The organism is Streptomyces sp. NPDC044063, assembly GCF_056434285.1.
This window is the reverse complement of record NZ_JBWKFM010000005.1, coordinates 106,612-122,857: the sequence shown is the minus strand read 5'-3', so window position 1 is coordinate 122,857 and position 16,246 is coordinate 106,612. Positions and strand designations below refer to the sequence as shown.

14 protein-coding genes are annotated in these 16,246 nt (G+C 72.1%); 11 read left to right on the top strand and 3 right to left on the bottom strand.

Annotation, left to right across the window (positions count from 1 at the left end):
- Positions 1-218: 218 nt before the first annotated feature.
- Positions 219-602 (top strand): peptidase inhibitor family I36 protein, encoded by a 384-nt coding sequence (locus tag AC07BS_RS08865; RefSeq protein WP_478641380.1) that lies wholly within the window; start codon positions 219-221, stop codon positions 600-602.
- A 93-nt stretch (positions 603-695) separates the two neighbouring features.
- On the opposite strand, the gene aceE is transcribed toward AC07BS_RS08865, so the two are convergent.
- Positions 696-3,437 carry a pyruvate dehydrogenase (acetyl-transferring), homodimeric type gene (gene aceE / locus AC07BS_RS08860; RefSeq protein ID WP_478641379.1) on the bottom strand — a complete coding sequence of 914 codons (2,742 nt, stop codon included), beginning with the start codon at positions 3,435-3,437 and terminating at the stop codon, positions 696-698.
- A 476-nt stretch (positions 3,438-3,913) separates the two neighbouring features.
- On the opposite strand from aceE, the gene AC07BS_RS08855 reads away from it, so the two are divergent.
- The 6 genes from AC07BS_RS08855 to AC07BS_RS08830 all read left to right on the top strand — a co-directional run bounded on the left by AC07BS_RS08855 (position 3,914) and on the right by AC07BS_RS08830 (position 8,444).
- Positions 3,914-4,336 (top strand): DUF3052 domain-containing protein, encoded by a 423-nt coding sequence (locus AC07BS_RS08855; protein ID WP_478641377.1) that lies wholly within the window; start codon positions 3,914-3,916, stop codon positions 4,334-4,336.
- A 150-nt stretch (positions 4,337-4,486) separates the two neighbouring features.
- The gene (locus AC07BS_RS08850) at positions 4,487-4,945 is read left to right on the top strand and encodes a peroxiredoxin (RefSeq protein WP_478641375.1); all 459 of its coding nucleotides are present in this window, start codon (positions 4,487-4,489) and stop codon (positions 4,943-4,945) included.
- Positions 4,946-5,113: 168 nt separating this feature from the next.
- Positions 5,114-5,689, top strand: coding sequence for a TerD family protein (locus tag AC07BS_RS08845; RefSeq protein WP_478641373.1), 576 nt, complete (start codon positions 5,114-5,116; stop codon positions 5,687-5,689).
- 135 nt (positions 5,690-5,824) lie between these two features.
- Positions 5,825-6,400 carry a TerD family protein gene (locus AC07BS_RS08840; protein ID WP_478641371.1) on the top strand — a complete coding sequence of 192 codons (576 nt, stop codon included), beginning with the start codon at positions 5,825-5,827 and terminating at the stop codon, positions 6,398-6,400.
- A gap of 48 nt (positions 6,401-6,448) precedes the next feature.
- Positions 6,449-7,591, top strand: coding sequence for a DUF475 domain-containing protein (locus AC07BS_RS08835; protein WP_478931111.1), 1,143 nt, complete (start codon positions 6,449-6,451; stop codon positions 7,589-7,591).
- A gap of 100 nt (positions 7,592-7,691) precedes the next feature.
- Entirely contained in the window at positions 7,692-8,444 is a 753-nt protein-coding gene (locus AC07BS_RS08830) for a TerD family protein (RefSeq protein WP_478641367.1), read from the top strand.
- Between the two features lie 33 nt (positions 8,445-8,477).
- Here the strand turns inward: AC07BS_RS08830 and AC07BS_RS08825 are convergent, their stop codons facing one another.
- Positions 8,478-9,365 (bottom strand): TerD family protein, encoded by an 888-nt coding sequence (locus AC07BS_RS08825; protein ID WP_478641365.1) that lies wholly within the window; start codon positions 9,363-9,365, stop codon positions 8,478-8,480.
- Positions 9,366-9,572: 207 nt separating this feature from the next.
- Here AC07BS_RS08825 and AC07BS_RS08820 point away from each other — a divergent pair, with 207 nt between their 5' ends.
- The 4 genes from AC07BS_RS08820 to AC07BS_RS08805 all read left to right on the top strand — a co-directional run bounded on the left by AC07BS_RS08820 (position 9,573) and on the right by AC07BS_RS08805 (position 14,824).
- Positions 9,573-10,745: an HpcH/HpaI aldolase/citrate lyase family protein gene (locus AC07BS_RS08820; RefSeq protein ID WP_478931108.1), complete on the top strand. Its 1,173-nt coding sequence runs from the start codon at positions 9,573-9,575 to the stop codon at positions 10,743-10,745.
- Entirely contained in the window at positions 10,742-13,219 is a 2,478-nt protein-coding gene (locus AC07BS_RS08815; RefSeq protein ID WP_478931106.1) for a phosphoribosyltransferase, read from the top strand. The genes AC07BS_RS08820 and AC07BS_RS08815 overlap by 4 nt, the downstream gene beginning before the upstream one ends.
- A complete protein-coding gene (locus AC07BS_RS08810; protein ID WP_478931104.1) occupies positions 13,216-14,061 on the top strand; it encodes an HAD family hydrolase in 846 nt (281 codons plus the stop codon). Before AC07BS_RS08815 ends, AC07BS_RS08810 begins: the two co-directional genes overlap by 4 nt.
- Positions 14,062-14,161: 100 nt before the next feature.
- Positions 14,162-14,824 carry an O-methyltransferase gene (locus tag AC07BS_RS08805; protein ID WP_478641360.1) on the top strand — a complete coding sequence of 221 codons (663 nt, stop codon included), beginning with the start codon at positions 14,162-14,164 and terminating at the stop codon, positions 14,822-14,824.
- Positions 14,825-14,855: 31 nt separating this feature from the next.
- Here the strand turns inward: AC07BS_RS08805 and AC07BS_RS08800 are convergent, their stop codons facing one another.
- Positions 14,856-16,136 (bottom strand): coiled-coil domain-containing protein, encoded by a 1,281-nt coding sequence (locus tag AC07BS_RS08800; protein WP_478931284.1) that lies wholly within the window; start codon positions 16,134-16,136, stop codon positions 14,856-14,858.
- Positions 16,137-16,246 lie beyond the last annotated feature (110 nt).

Below are 16,246 nucleotides of genomic sequence, written 5' to 3'. Positions count from 1 at the left end.
TTTTCTCTCCCCCCCCCCTCTCCCCCCTCCCCCCCCCCCTCCCACCCCCCCCCCCCCCCCCCCCCCCCCCCCCCCCCCCCCCCCCCCCCCCCCCCCCCCCCCCCCCCCCCGGCCGTCTTCCCCTATCAGGGCCTGGCCTGCCCGGCGCCCTTGGCAGCGGTGATCACCGCTCGGAAGACTCCTGCCCGTTCGGACAACCGAGTGGGGGAGGAACCCTGATGCGTACGCACACCCGTGTCACGACCCTGGCCGCGACCGTCCTCGCCGCCGCGCTGGCCCTCGTCACCGCGCCGGCGGCGAGCGCCAAGCCCGCCGGCGGCACCGGCGGCACCTGCGCCGCCGGGCAGCTGTGCCTGTGGCCGAAGACGGAATTCCGGGGGCAACGGCAGGTGAGCGAGCTGGCCGGCATCGACATCGAGAGCTGCGTGAGCCTGCCGGCCGGGACGACGGCGGCGTCACTGGTGAACCGGACGGGGAGGCCGGTGACGACGTACCAGAGCGCGACGTGCGCGGAGACGGGCGAGTTCGACACGTATCCCTCCGGGTCGTGGGTGCCGGAGTCGCCGTACGTGGTGCGGGCGTACAAGGTGTGGGAGCGCTGAGCACTGTCGATGTCCGCGGGTACGGCTGAGCCCCGGTCGGTTTTCACCGGCCGGGGCTCAGGCGCTAGATCAGCTGACCGTCAGCGCGAGCGATCAGGCGTCGCCGCCGGCGGCGCCGGGGTCGGCCGCCGCCACGTCCAGGAGCTGGTAGCGGTCGATGGCCTGCTTCAGGGCCGAGCGGTCGATCTTGCCCTCCTTGGCGAGCTCGGTGAGCACCGCCAGGACGATCGACTGCACGTCGATGTGGAAGAAGCGACGGGCCGCGCCACGCGTGTCCGCGAAGCCGAAGCCGTCGGCGCCCAGCGAGGTGTACGTGCCGGGCACCCAGCGCGCGATCTGGTCCGGGACGGCGCGCATCCAGTCGGACACGGCCACCTTCGGGCCCTCGGCGCCGGCGAGCTTGCTGGTCACGTACGGGACGCGCTGCTCCTCCTCCGGGTGCAGGAGGTTGTACTCCTCCACCGCGATGGCGTCGTTGCGCAGCTCGTTCCAGGAGGTCGCCGACCAGACGTCCGCCTTGACGTTCCACTCCTCGGCGAGGACGCGCTGGGCCTCGATCGCCCACGGCACGGCCACACCGGAGGCCATGATCTGCGCCGGGATGGCGCCCGCCTCGCCCTGCTTGAACCGGTACAGACCCTTGAGGATGCCCTCGGCGTCCACGTTCTCCGGCTCGGCCGGGTGCTGGATCGGCTCGTTGTAGACGGTGAGGTAGTAGAAGATGTCCTCGTTTTCCTCGGCGGTCCCGCCGTACATGCGGCGGAGACCGTCCTGGACGATGTGCGCGATCTCGAAGCCGAACGCCGGGTCGTACGCGACGACGCCGGGGTTGGTCGAGGCCAGCAGGTGCGAGTGGCCGTCGGCGTGCTGGAGGCCCTCACCGGTCAGGGTGGTGCGACCGGCGGTGGCGCCGAGGACGAAGCCGCGGGCCAGCTGGTCGGCCATCTGCCAGAACTGGTCGCCGGTGCGCTGGAACCCGAACATCGAGTAGAAGACGTAGATCGGGATCAGCGGCTCGCCGTGCGTGGCGTAGGCGGAGCCGGCGGCGATCAGCGAGGCGGTGCAGCCCGCCTCGGAGATGCCGTCGTGCAGCATCTGACCGGTCGGGGACTCCTTGTACGCGAGCAGCAGCTCGCGGTCCACGGCCTCGTACTGCTGGCCCAGCGGGTTGTAGATCTTCGCCGAGGGGAACAGCGAGTCCATGCCGAAGGTGCGGTACTCGTCGGGGGCGATCGGCACGAAGCGCTTGCCGATCTCCTTGTCCCGCATGAGGTCCTTGAGCAGGCGGACGAACGCCATGGTGGTGGCGATCGACTGCTGGCCGGAGCCCTTCTTGGTGGGCGCGTAGGCCTTGTCGCCCGGCAGGACGAGCGGCTTGGAGCGGTCCACACGCGACGGTACGTAGCCGCCCAGCGCCTTGCGCCGGTCGTGCATGTACTGGATCTCTTCCGAGTCCTTGCCCGGGTGGTAGTACGGCGGGAGGCCGGACTCCAGCTCCTTGTCCGCGATCGGGATGTGGAGGCGGTCGCGGAAGCGCTTCAGGTCCTCGACCGTGAGCTTCTTCATCTGGTGGGTCGCGTTGCGGCCCTCGAAGTTCGGGCCGAGCGTCCAGCCCTTGACCGTCTGGGCCAGGATCACGGTCGGCTGGCCCTTGTGGGCCTTGGCCGCCGCGTAGGCCGAGAAGATCTTGCGGTGGTCGTGACCGCCACGGCCCAGGTGGAGGATCTGGTCGTCGGTCATGCCCTCGACCATCTTGCGGAGACGGTGGTCGTCGCCGAAGAAGTGATCGCGGATGTACGCGCCGGTCTCGGTGGCGTACGTCTGGAACTGGCCGTCCGGGGTGCTGTTGAGCTTGTTGACCAGGATGCCGTCGCGGTCCTGGGCCAGCAGCGGGTCCCAGGAGCGGTCCCACACCAGCTTGATCACGTTCCAGCCGGCGCCGCGGAACTGCGACTCCAGCTCCTGCATGATCTTGCCGTTGCCGCGCACCGGGCCGTCGAGGCGCTGGAGGTTGCAGTTGACCACGAAGGTCAGGTTGTCCAGGCCCTCGCGAGCGGCCAGGGACAGCTGGCCGAGCGACTCCGGCTCGTCCATCTCGCCGTCGCCGAGGAACGCCCAAACGTGGGACTTGGAGGTGTCGGCGATGCCGCGCGCCTCCATGTAGCGGTTCATCCGGGCCTGGTAGATCGCGCCGAGCGGGCCGAGGCCCATCGAGACGGTCGGGAACTCCCAGAAGTCCGGCATCAGACGCGGGTGCGGGTACGACGACAGGCCGTAGGGGGCCTTCGACTTCTCCTGGCGGAACGCGTCCAGCTGCTGCTCGGACAGTCGGTCGAGCAGGAAGGCACGGGCGTAGACGCCGGGGGAGGCGTGGCCCTGGAAGAAGATCTGGTCGCCGCCGTCGCCGCCGTCCTTGCCCCGGAAGAAGTGGTTGAAGCCCACGTCGTACAGGGAGGCGGAGGAGGCGAAGGTGGCGATGTGGCCGCCGACACCGATGCCCGGGCGCTGCGCGCGCGAGACCATGACGGCCGCGTTCCACCGGGTCGCGTTGAGGATCTTGCGCTCGATCTCCTCGTTGCCGGGGAAGAACGGCTCGTCCTTGGTGGCGATGGTGTTGACGTAGTCCGTGCTGCGCATCTCGGGCACGGCGACGCGCTTCTCGCGCGCCCGCTCGATCAGGCGAAGCATGAGGTAGCGGGCACGTTCCCGGCCTCGCTCATCGACGGCTGCGTCGAGCGAGTCGAGCCATTCCTGGGTCTCTTCGGGATCGAAGTCCGGGACCTGGCTGGGAAGGCCGCCAATGATGATCGGGTTGCGATCGGATCCGGAAGCCACGCTGTTCCTTCGCTGTTCGGGGCATGTGCTCTGCACGCGGGTCATGCTGCGCACGCGGTCAAATACTTCTCTGCTGTTATGTCGCGCCGGCTCCCATCGTGGACCGCGGCGGCGGAAACGTCATCTCTACTGAGCGGTAACCACCACTCTCGAGACGAAGCCTCGGATGTTGGTCGCCCGGGGCGGCCAAATCGCAACCTTACGCCCCCATAGGGGGTCCTCCGCGTACGGCCGTTCGGACCCGAATCCCGTAATCGCACGGAGTAACTTCGCAAACCCGGCGCAACGCTGTGGCGTGAATCACTCGGGCCTGCTGCCTCATGGTTGGAGTTGCCATGAGACGTCCGCGTCCGTCAACGTTTCGGCGGGCCCGGTGGCCGGGTACTTGCGCGATCGGTCCGGCACGTGTGGACTACGCCCATCGTTTCGCGTACGCGCGAAGCGCAACTACTTCGAAGAATGACAGGAGGAAATCCGTGAGCGCGACCGCGGACCACGCGGAGGAGCGGACCAACCCGGCCGGAAGGCTGGGTTTCGAGCCCGGACAGGTGGTCCAGGAGATCGGCTACGACGACGACGTCGATCATGATCTCCGTGAAGGTATCGAGTCCCTCATCGGCCAGGATCTCGTCGACGAGGATTACGACGACGTGGCCGACGTCGTCCTGCTGTGGTTCCGGGATGAGGACGGCGACCTCACGGACGCGCTGGTGGATGCCATCGGCTTCCTCGACGACGGCGGCAACATCTGGCTGCTGACGCCCAAGACCGGCCGCGACGGCTACATCGAGCCGAGCGACATCCAGGACGCCGCGCAGACCGCCGGGCTCTCCCAGACCAAGAGCATCAGCGTCGCCAAGGAGTGGAGCGGCACCCGTCTGGCCGCCCCCAAGCGCTAGACCTCGCCCGGGACGCCCGTTCGCCCGGGCGTCCCCGGCCCTTCCCGCACCCCTGGTGACCCCCGGTCCCCGGGGGTGCGGTGCTTCCCCCGGGGGCACGGTGACAGACTGGGGCCGCCGACAGGCCCAGCCACCAGAAAGGTGTTCCCCATGGCAATCGCCGTAGGCGACAAGGCGCCCGAGTTCGCGCTGAAGAACCAGCACGGCGAGACCGTGCGGCTCTCGGACTTCCGCGGTGAGAAGAACGTCGTCCTGCTCTTCTACCCCTTCGCCTTCACCGGTGTCTGCACCGGCGAGCTGTGCGCCCTGCGCGACAACCTGCCCACCTTCGCCAACGACGACGTGCAGCTGCTCGCCGTCTCGAACGACGCGCCGTTCTCCCTGCGCGTCTTCGCCGAGCAGGAGGGCCTGGACTACCCGCTGCTGTCCGACTTCTGGCCGCACGGCGAGACCAGCCGCGCCTACGGCGTCTTCGACGAGGAGAAGGGCTGCGCGCTGCGCGGCACCTTCATCATCGACAAGGAGGGCGTCGTCCGCTGGACGATCGTCAACGGTCTGCCCGACGCGCGTGACCTGAACGAGTACACCAAGGCGCTCGCCGCCCTCTGAGCGTCTCCCGGGCGCCCGGGAGGCAACCCCGGCGGGCGCCCGGGACGTCCTTCGCGCAAGAGCCTGTAATCGGTGGGAACCGGTCACTAGGATCCATACGTTGATCGGATGCCATCGCACAACCGGGGGCACGGGTCCGGCCTGGCCCCTCGAACCAATGGAGGACTCGTGGGAGTCAGTCTCAGCAAGGGCGGCAACGTCTCGCTGACCAAGGCGGCCCCGAACCTGACCGCGGTCGTCGTCGGTCTCGGCTGGGACGCCCGTACCACCACCGGTACGGACTTCGACCTGGACGCCAGCGCCCTGCTGACGAACGACCAGGGGAAGGTCGCCAACGACCAGAACTTCGTCTTCTTCAACAACCTCAGGAGCCCCGACGGTTCCGTCGAGCACCAGGGCGACAACCTCACCGGTGAGGGCGAGGGCGACGACGAGGTCATCAAGGTCAACCTGGCCGGCGTCCCGGCGGATGTCGCGAAGATCGTCTTCCCGGTCTCCATCTACGACGCCGAGACCCGCCAGCAGAGCTTCGGCCAGGTCCGCAACGCCTACATCCGCGTCGTGAACCAGGCCGACAACACCGAGCTGGCCCGCTACGACCTCAGCGAGGACGCCTCGACCGAGACCGCCATGGTCTTCGGCGAGCTGTACCGCCACGGCGCCGAGTGGAAGTTCCGCGCCATCGGTCAGGGCTACGCCTCGGGCCTGCGCGGCATCGCGCAGGACTTCGGCGTCAACGTCTGACGGCCCCCGGGGCGGCCGCGGCCGCCCGCACACCAGCCGTACGTCCGGCGCCGCACACCCCAGGGAGTGCGGCGCCGGACGCGCAGGGGCGCCGGCGCCCCACCCGCCGTACCAACTCGGGGAGGAAGCAAGATCATGGGTGTCACGCTCGCCAAGGGAGGCAACGTCTCCCTCTCCAAGGCCGCGCCGAACCTCACCAACGTCACCGTGGGCCTGGGCTGGGACGCGCGTTCCACCACGGGCGCCCCCTTCGACCTCGACGCCAGCGCCCTGCTGTGCGCCACGGGCCGGGTGCTGGGGGACGAGTACTTCGTCTTCTACAACAACCTCAAGAGCCCCGAGGGCTCGGTCGAACACACGGGTGACAACCTCACCGGTGAGGGCGACGGCGACGACGAGTCGATCCTGGTGGACCTCACCAAGGTGCCGGCCGCCTGCGACAAGATCGTCTTCCCGGTCTCCATCCATGACGCCGATGTGCGCGGCCAGAGCTTCGGCCAGGTCAGCAACGCCTACATCCGGGTCGTGAACCAGGCCGACGGCAGCGAGCTTGCCCGCTACGACCTCAGCGAGGACGCGTCCAGCGAGACCGCGATGATCTTCGGTGAGGTGTACCGGTACGGCGGCGAGTGGAAGTTCCGGGCCGTGGGTCAGGGGTACGCGTCGGGCCTGCGCGGCATCGCCCTAGACTTCGGGGTCAACGTTTCGTAAAGCCGCGTCCGCGCGGAGAGACCCGAACAGCGAAGGATTGGGTAGCCAGTGCTCCTGAAAACCTTTGGTTGGTCGTTCGCCATCACGGCGGCCGGACTGGCCTTGGCCGGCGTTCTCTGGGGGTGGCAGGGGCTGGCGATCGTCGCGATCCTCTCCGTCCTGGAGATCTCGCTCTCGTTCGACAACGCGGTGATCAACGCCGGGATCCTGCGGAAGATGAACGCCTTCTGGCAGAAGATCTTCCTGACGGTCGGCATCCTGATCGCCGTCTTCGGGATGCGGCTGGTCTTCCCGGTGGTCATCGTCGCGATCACCGCGAAGCTCGGCCCGATCGAGGCCGTCGATCTGGCGATCAACAACAAGGACCGCTACGAGGAACTCGTCACCGCGGCCCACCCGGCCATCGCCGCCTTCGGCGGGATGTTCCTGCTGATGATCTTCCTGGACTTCATCTTCGAGGACCGGGACATCAAGTGGCTGGCGTGGCTGGAGAAGCCGCTGGCCCGGCTGGGCAAGCTGGAGACCCTCTCCACGGTCGTCGCCCTGGTCGTCCTGCTCGTCACCGCCACCACGCTCGCCACCGCCGTCCCGGTGCACGACGGCGAGGGCACGGTGGACAAGGCCACGACGGTGCTGCTGGCCGGCATCGGCGGTCTGGTGACCTACCTGATCGTCGGCGGCGTCTCGGGCTACTTCGAGGACCGCCTGGAGCAGGACGAGGAAGCCGAGGAGGAGGCCGAGAGGGAGGCCGAGAAGGCCGGGAAGGGCGGCTCGGTCGTCGCCCTGGCCGGCAAGGCCGCGTTCTTCCTCTTCCTCTACCTGGAGGTCATCGACGCCTCGTTCTCCTTCGACGGCGTCATCGGTGCCTTCGCCATCACCAACGACATCTTCATCATGGCGCTGGGCCTGGGCATCGGCGCGATGTACATCCGGTCGCTCACCGTCTTCCTGGTCCGCAAGGGCACCCTGGACGACTACGTCTACCTGGAGCACGGCGCCCACTACGCGATCGGCGCGCTGGCCGTCATCCTCCTGATCACCATCAAGCACGAGGTCAGCGAGGTCGTCACCGGCCTGATCGGCGTGGTGCTGATCGGTCTGTCGTTCGCCTCCTCCGTGGCGCGCAACCGCCGCGAGGCGGTGTCCGGCGGGGAGTCCGGCGAAAAGGCCGAGGTCTCCTCCGGGGTGTGACACCGGCACATTTGAGGAACGCTCTCACCGGGGCGGTCGTGAGGATCAACCTCACGGCCGCCCCGTGGCATGTGCGCTGTTCATGTGGGGGTTTTCGGCAATGTCGATACGGGAGAAGCTCTTCGGCAACTGGGGGTACGCGGCCGCGCGCCAGTTCGACGCGGGCGGGGCCAGCGGAGCGGTCGAACTGACCAGGCGGCATCCCACGTTCTCGCTGACCAAACAGGGTGCCGCCACCGGCAACCTGCGGGTCAACCTGTCCTGGCGGATGCGCAGCTCGGACTTCGGCGAGCGTCCCTCCGGCGGGCTCGGCCTGTCCGGGCTGCGGCACCCGCTGCGCAAGTTCACCCCCCAGGTGGTCCAGGCGCAGGGACCGGCCATGGTCAACGTGGACCTCGACCTCGCCTGTATGTACGAGCTGCAGGACGGGTCCAAGGGCGTAGTCCAGCCGCTCGGGGACCTCCTGGGCAGCGTCAACTCGCCGCCGTATGTTCAGCTCAGCGGCGACGACCGGTTCGGCTCGGGGTCGGGCGAGACGATCTACATCAACATGGACCACCGCGACGACTTCAAGCGATTGCTGGTCTTCGTCTACATCTACGACGGCACCCCCGCGTTCGACCGTACCCACGCGATGGTCACGCTCTACCCGGGCAACGGTCCGCGGCTGGAGGTCGCGCTGCACGAGCGCGCCCCCGAGGCCCGCTCCTGCGCCGTGGTGCTGATCGAGAACATCAAGGGCGAGATCGTGGTCCGCCGCGAGCTGAAGTACGTCTACGGCTTCCAGTCCGAGCTCGACCGGCTCTATGGCTGGGGCCTCCAGTGGGGCCGCGGCTACAAGACCAAGGTCTGAGCGCCGCGGCCCACCGGTCCTACCGCCCGGACGTCACCGCCCGGACTGGAACTGCGGGCCCTGCGGGGGCAGCCGGAAGGCCGGGTCGGGCGCCGGCTGCCGGGGCGGGTAGCCGTACGAGGGCTGGGGCGTGCCGTGCGGGGGGTAGCCGTAGGACGGCTGGGCCGCGGGCGCCGGCGGGTACTGCGGCGGGTAGCCGTACGCCGGCTGCGGCGGGATCGTGGGCGGTGCCGGGGGCGGCGGGGGATAGGCGTAGCCGGGCGCGGGCGCCGGGGCCGATGCCTCGGGGGCCGGGGCGGGCTCGGGGGCGCTCGCGGGGGAGGACGGTGCCGGGGCGGGCTCCCCGGTGGCCGCGGACTCCTCCGCCTCCTCCACCGAGATGCCGAACTCCGTGGCCAGCCCGAGGAGCCCGGAGGCGTAGCCCTGGCCGAGGGCGCGGAACTTCCAGCCGTCGCCCCGGCGGTAGAGCTCGCCGCACAGCATGGCGGTCTCGTCGCCGGTCTCGGCCCGGACGTCGAAGCGCGCCAGGGGCGCCACGTCGGTCGTCCCCGCGGGGCTCCGCGCCGCGTCGTAGAGCAGCACGCACAGGTCCCTGACCTGGCCGAAGGGTCCGCCGTCGGCGGAGGCGGCCAGCACCACGCGCGCCACGGCGGGCTCCAGCGCCGACAGGTCGGCCTCCAGCGAGTCCGTGGCGCCCTCGACCAGTCGCTTCTTGGGCAGGTGGCGGACCAGCCCGGAGGGGTGGCGGGGCTGGTTGTAGAAGACGAAGTCCTCGTCGGAGCGCACGCGGCCGTCGTCGCCCAGCAGGAGGGCGGAGGCGTCCACGTCGGGGACGCCCGGGCCGGGGGTCCAGCGCAGTACGGCCCGCACGGTGGGAGCCTCCAGCGGGATGTTGGACCCCTTCAGCATGGCGTGCGTCATGCCCGCAATCCTGCCCTCTCGTACGCCCGGCGGACAACGCAGGGGGTCGTGGCCGCGCGCCGCTCACCCGGGCGATCCGTGCGGGCCATCAGTTCTTCACGTCCTTGGGGAACTCTTGACCCGTCCTCGGACGTACGATAATCGGCCACACTTCCGTGCCGGTGGCCCGGTGGGAAGGCGTCCAGGCCGTGGCAATCGGGGAGAGCAATGAGGCATTTCGGACACCTCGCGCCTGCGGTGCGGAATGGTTTGTTCCATAGGGAGCCGGGCGAGTTCACCGCCGGTTCCCCCGCCGGTACGCTCGCCGTCGCCCTCGGCGCCACCCTCTACAGCCCCGCCACCCGCCCCACGCTCGCCCTGGACATCCGCAAACAGGCCCGTCGCGGCGTGGTGTCCATGGTCCTCTGCCTGGAGGACTCCATCGGCGACGAGGACGTCACCGCCGCCGAGGAGAACCTCGTCCGGCAGTTCGCCGAGCTCGCCGCCACGGGGGAGGACGTTCCCCTGCTGTTCATCCGGGTGCGCGAACCCGCCCAGATCGCCGATCTCGTACGCCGCCTGGGGCCGGACGCGCGGCTGCTGTCCGGATTCGTCCTGCCCAAGTTCACCGAGGAGCGCGGGCTTCCGTTCCTGGAGACGCTCGCCGACGCCGAAGCCGCCTGCGGCCACCGGCTGTTCGCCATGCCCGTCCTCGAATCCCCCGGCCTCCTCCACCTGGAGACCCGCACCGACACCCTGGCCGGCATCGCCCGCACCGTCGACAAGTACCGCGACCGGGTGCTGGCCCTCCGGCTCGGCGTCACCGACTTCTGTTCGGCCTACGGGCTCCGCCGCGCCCCCGACATGACCGCCTACGACGTCCAGCTCGTCGCCTCCGTCATCGCCGACGTCGTCAACGTCCTCGGCCGCGCCGACGGCAGCGGCTTCACCATCAGCGGCCCGGTCTGGGAGTACTTCCCCCAGCCCGAGCGGATGTTCAAGCCCCAGCTCCGCCGCAGCCCCTTCGCCGGCCCGGCGGAGGCCCTGCGCACCGCCCTCATCGAGCACGACATGGACGGCCTGCTGCGCGAGATCCAGCTGGACCGGGCCAACGGGCTCCAGGGCAAGACCTGCATCCACCCCACGCACGTCGCCCCCGTGCACGCCCTCTCGGTCGTCAGCCACGAGGAGTTCACCGACGCCCAGGACATCCTGCGGCCGGAACGCGACGGTGGCGGAGTGCTCCGCTCCGCCTATACGAACAAGATGAACGAGATCAAACCGCACCGCGCCTGGGCCGAGCGCACCCTGCGGCGCGCCGAGGTCTTCGGCGTCGCGCGCGAGGACGTCAGCTTCGTGGAGCTGCTGGCGGCGGGCCTGCGGACCGCGGGGGCCGAATGAGGGCCGGACACGTGGCCGACGAGCCGGACGAGTACCGAACGAGTGGGAGTGCGCGAGTGACGTGGTCGGGACAGTGGGTCGCGGACCGGCTGGGCGTGGAGCTGCGCGGCGACGCCCGGCTGCCGGAGCTGCTGGGCCTCGCCCTGCGGCGCAACCCCCGGCGGGCGCACCTGCTCGTCTCCCAGGTCCTGGGCAAGCACGTGCCCGCCTCCCCGGCGGTCGTCCACGAGGCGGGCGCCGGGCTGGGCCGCCGGGTGCGGGACCTGCTCGGGGACGCCGCCGCGCGGGCCGTCGTGCTCGGCTACGCCGAGACGGCCACCGGCCTGGGCCACTCGGTGGCCGACGGCATCGGCACCGCGTCCTACCTCCACTCCACCCGGCGCGCCGTGCCCGGCGTGGCACCGGTCGGCGGCTTCGAGGAGGAGCACAGCCACGCCACGTCCCACCTGCTGCTGCCGGAGGACCCCGCGCTGCTCGCCGGCGACGGCCCGCTGGTCCTCGTCGACGACGAGTTCTCCACCGGCCGCACGGTGCGCAACACCATCGCCGCGCTGCACGCGCGCTATCCGCGCGACCGGTACGTGGTGGTCGCCCTCGTCGACATGCGCTCCGCCGCCGACCGGGCGGAGCTCGACGCCTTCGCGACCGGCCTGGGCGCACGCGTCGACCTCGTGGCGCTGGCCACCGGGGAGACCGTCCTGCCGGCCGACGTGCTGGAGCGGGGCAGCGCGCTGGTGGCCGCCGCGCCGGCACCGGACGCGGCCGTCCCCGCGCCGCGCCACGACGCCGCGCCGGCCCCGCGGATCGACCTCGGCTGGCCCGCCGGCCTGCCCGACGGGGGACGGCACGGCTTCACCCCCCGGCACCGGGAGCGGCTGGAGGCCGCGCTGCCGGACATGGCGGCCCGCGTCGCCTCGGCGCTGCCGGAGGGCGCCCGCCGCGTCCTCGTCCTCGGCAACGAGGAGCTCATGTACGCGCCCCTGCGCATCGGACGGGCGCTGGAGGAGCGGCTCGCCGGCGCGGTGGACGTGCGGTTCTCCACCACCACCCGGTCACCGGTCCTCGCCGTCGACGACCCCGGCTACGCCATCCGGTCCCGCCTCGCCTTCCCCGCCCACGACGCCCCCACCGACGGCCCCGGCGAGCGCTACGCGTACAACGTGGCCGGCGCCGGCTTCGACGCCGTCGTCGCCGTGGTCGACTCCACCGCCGACACCCCCGGACTCCACGCGCCCGGCGGCCTCCTGGACCGGCTGGCCGCGCACACCCCGCGCGTCGCGCTCGCCGTCGTCCCCTCGTACACACCCGACCGACAGGCCCCGCCCATGCTGCCCGAACCGCTGCGCGGTCCCGACTTCTCCTCGTACGCGCCGGAGGAGGTGGGCTGGCTGTTGCGCGACCTGTCCGGCATCGACCTGGAGGCGCCCACCGAGGAGCGGGAGGAGGCCATCCAGAGCGGCGGCGCGCACTACGCGGAGTCGCTGCCCGTCGAGTTCCAGCCGGACGCGCGCTACCAGGAGCTCTACCACGCGGCGCTGGACGCCTCGGCGGAGCGCGTGGCGCGGGCGATCGGCGTCGTCACCGAGACCGTGCTCGCCGAGCGCTCGCCCCGGCCCGTGCTGGTCTCGCTCGCCCGCGCCGGTACGCCCGTCGGCGTGCTGATGCGCCGCTGGGCCCGGCACACCCACGGCCTGGACCTGCCGCACTACGCCGTCTCCATCGTGCGCGGCCGCGGCATCGACCCCAACGCCCTGCGCTGGCTCGCCGCCCACCACGACCCGGCCGACGTGGTCTTCGTCGACGGCTGGACCGGCAAGGGAGCCATCACCCGCGAACTGGCCGGCGCCCTGCGGGACACCGCCGCGCCCGCCGGGTTCGACCCCCGCCTCGCGGTCCTCGCCGACCCCGGGCACTGCGTCGACACCTACGGCACCCGGGACGACTTCCTCATCCCCTCCGCCTGCCTCAACTCCACCGTCTCCGGCCTCGTCTCCCGCACGGTCCTGCGCGCCGACCTGGTCGGCCCGCACGACTTCCACGGCGCGAAGTTCTACCGGGAGCTGGCCGGCGCCGACGTCTCCCGCGGCTTCCTCGACACCGTCGCGGCCCGCTTCCCCGCCGTCGCGGAGTCCGTCGCCCGCGAGGTCCGGGAGCTCGCCGCCGCCGACCGCGCCCCCACCTGGGCGGGCTGGGCGGCCGTCGAGCGGATCAGCGAGGAGTACGGCATCGACGACGTCAACCTCGTCAAGCCCGGCGTGGGCGAGACCACCCGCGTCCTGCTGCGCCGCGTCCCCTGGCGGATCCTCGCCCGGCGCGGAGCCGGCGCCGACCTCGACCACGTCCGCCTGCTCGCGGACCAGCGCGGCGTCCCGGTCGAGGAGGTGGACGACCTGCCCTACAGCTGCGTCGGCCTGATCCACCCCCGCTACACCCGCGGCGCCACCGGCGCCGACGGCAAGGCGGTGGCCGCGTGACCACCGCCTCCCGGGCCCTGGTCGCCAGCGACCTCGACCGCACCCTGATCTACTCCACCGCCGCGCTCGCCCTGGCGATGCCCGACACCCGGGCGCCGCGCCTGCTCTGCGTCGAGACGTACGAGCACAGGCCGCTGTCCTACATGACCGAGGACGCCGCCGCCGCGCTCGCAGCCCTGGCCGGCGCGGTGACGTTCGTCCCCACGACCACCCGCACCCGCGAGCAGTACGCCCGCGTCCACCTGCCCGGCCCGCCGCCCGAGTTCGCCATCTGCGCCAACGGCGGCGAGCTGCTGGTACGCGGCGAACCCGACACCGCCTGGCGGGACCAGGTGCGGCGCCGGCTCGCCGCCGAGTGCGCCGGCCTCGACGAGGTCCACGCGCGCGTGGTGCGCACCGCCGACCCGGCGTGGCTGCTCAAGGAGAGCACGGCCGCCGACCTCTTCTCGTACATCGTCGTCGACCGCCCGAAGCTGCCCGAGACCTGGGTGAAGGAGCTGGCGGTGTGGGCCGGCGAGCGGGGCTGGACGGTCTCGCTGCAGGGCCGCAAGGTGTACGCCGTGCCCGCACCGCTGACGAAGAGCGCGGCGGTCGCCGAGGTGGCGCGCCGCACCGGCGCCACCGAGGTGCTCTCCGCCGGCGACTCGCTGCTCGACGCCGACCTGCTGCTCGCCGCCGACCGCGGCTGGCGGCCCGGCCACGGCGAGCTGGCGGACGCCGGATGGACCGCGCCGCACGTCACCGCCCTCACCACGCGCGGGGTCGCGGCGGGCGAGGAGATCGTCCGGGCCTTCGCCGCGGCGGCCGGCGTCGACGTGGGCCCCCCGCCGGAGGCGCCGTAGGGGAGGCGCGGCACGCGTGCGGGTCTCGTGGCGGGCGGGCTCCGGCCCGTAGGCTCGGCGAACGGCAGCCGCACGCGTGCCGACCGACCGAGGAGACCCCGTGGCCGAGATCAAGACCCCGCTCACCCCCGAGCTGTACGCCTACGTCCTCGCGCACAACCCGCCGCTCGACCGGGTGCAGCGCGCCCTCGTCGAGTCCACCCACACCCTGTTCCCCGACCACGCGCTCAAGCAGGTGGGTGAGGAACAGGCGCCGCTGCTGGCATTCCTCGTCCGCCTCACCGGCGCCCGGAACGTGCTGGAGGTCGGCACCTTCACCGGCCTGTCCGCGCTGGCCATGGCCCAGGCGCTGCCCGACGGCGGCCGGCTGATCACCCTCGACATCTCCGAGGAGTGGACGGCCCACGCCCGCGAGGCCTGGGCCGCGGCCGGGGTCGCCGACCGGATCGACCTGCGCATCGCGCCCGCCCTGGACTCCCTGCGCGCCCTGCCCACCGAGCCGCACATCGACCTCGCCTTCCTCGACGCCAACAAGGACGGCTACATCGCCTACTGGGAGGAGATCGTGCCGCGCCTGCGCCCCGGCGGCCTGCTCGTGGTCGACAACGTCTTCTTCCTGGGCCAGGCCGTCGACCCGGCCGTCACCAGCGGACCGGGCGCCCACATCAAGGAGTTCAACACCCACGCGGCCGCCGACAAGCGGATGGACTCGGTCATGCTGACCGTGGCGGACGGCCTGACGCTGGCCCGCCGGATCGGCTGAACGGCCCGGCCCCGTCGTATGGGGGCGTGTCCTAGGCCCGGCCCGCGCCGCCGCCGCGCTCCTCGCGGATCTCCCGCACCACGTCCGCGACGGTCCGCCGGACCGCCTCCGTCTCCGTCAGGAAGTGCCACCAGTCGGGATGGCGCCCCTCCAGACCGGCGACCGCCCGCTCCAGACGGGCCACCGCGTCGTCGAGCGGGCGGGCGTGCCGGGGGTCCGGCGTGCTGCGGCCGTCCATCGCCAGGCGCTGGGCGTCCCGGAGGGCGAAGCGGGTGCGCTCCACCTCCCGTTGGTGGTCGAACGACACCTCGTCCAGCCGGCGGAGCCGGTCCCCGGCGGCGGAGACGGCCTCGTCGGTGGTGTTGAGCAGCGCCCGCACGGTGGCCAGCAGGGCGGTGGCGTCGGCCCAGCGCTGTTCGTCGCGCGCCGTCCGGGCCTCGGCCAGCTTCTCCCCGGCCCGCGCCACGGCCAGCTCCGCCTCGCGCGGCACCCCTTGCAGGTCCTGCCAGCAGGCGGCGCTGTAGCGGCGGCGCAGCTCGCTGAGGACGGGCTCCACCCCGGCGGCCCGGGTGGCCAGCGCCTGGGCGCGGGTGCGCAGCGACACGAGCCGCTTGTCGGTCTCCGCGGCCCGCTCGGGCAGCCGCGCCGCCTCGTCCCGGATCGCCCCGGCCTCGCCCAGCACCCGCTCGGCGCGCTGGACGGTCTCCCGGACGCCGTGCTGTCCGGCGCCCTGGTTGAGCAGGGTGAGATCCGGGGCGAGCGCGGCGAGGCGGGCGGCCAGGTCGTCGGCGCGCAGCCCGGCGGCCCGGGCGGCGTCCAGCGCCCCGCTCGCGGCCAGCAGGCCCTGGCGGGCCCGCTCCACGGCGGGCGCGACCTGGGCCAGCTGGTCCTCGGCACGGGTCAGCAGCGGCGCCAGGCCCCGCGCGAACCGGTCCAGGTCGCCCCGGACCCGCAGCAGCTCGTCCTTGGCCCGGGTCAGGTCGGTACGGGCCCGGTCCGCGGCGGCGGGCTCCAGGTCGTCACGGTCCAGGTCGTGGGAGTCGACCGCGCCGATGTAGACGGCGGACACCTCGTCTATGCGCCGCCCGAGCTCCTCGAAGTCGGCGGCGGCCTTCCGGGCGGCCGGTGAGGCATCGGCCGCCGTGATCGTCTCGATGGAGATCCGCAGGTCGCGCTGGGCGGTGTCCAGTTCGTAGAAGGCGGCCGCCGCCGCGTCCTTGGCGGCCTGCGCCTCGGCGCGCCGGCCCTCGCCGCGGGCCCGGCCCCAGCGGCGCGTCCCGCCTCCGCCGAAGGCGGCGGGCGCGGCGGCCATCGCGACGGCGAGGAGGGGCAGGGGGAGCAGCACCAGGGTGAGGGTCTCGCGGGTCGCGGTCGTCACCGTACGTGCGAACGTCGCCGTCACCTTGCCACTCCCGATGGATC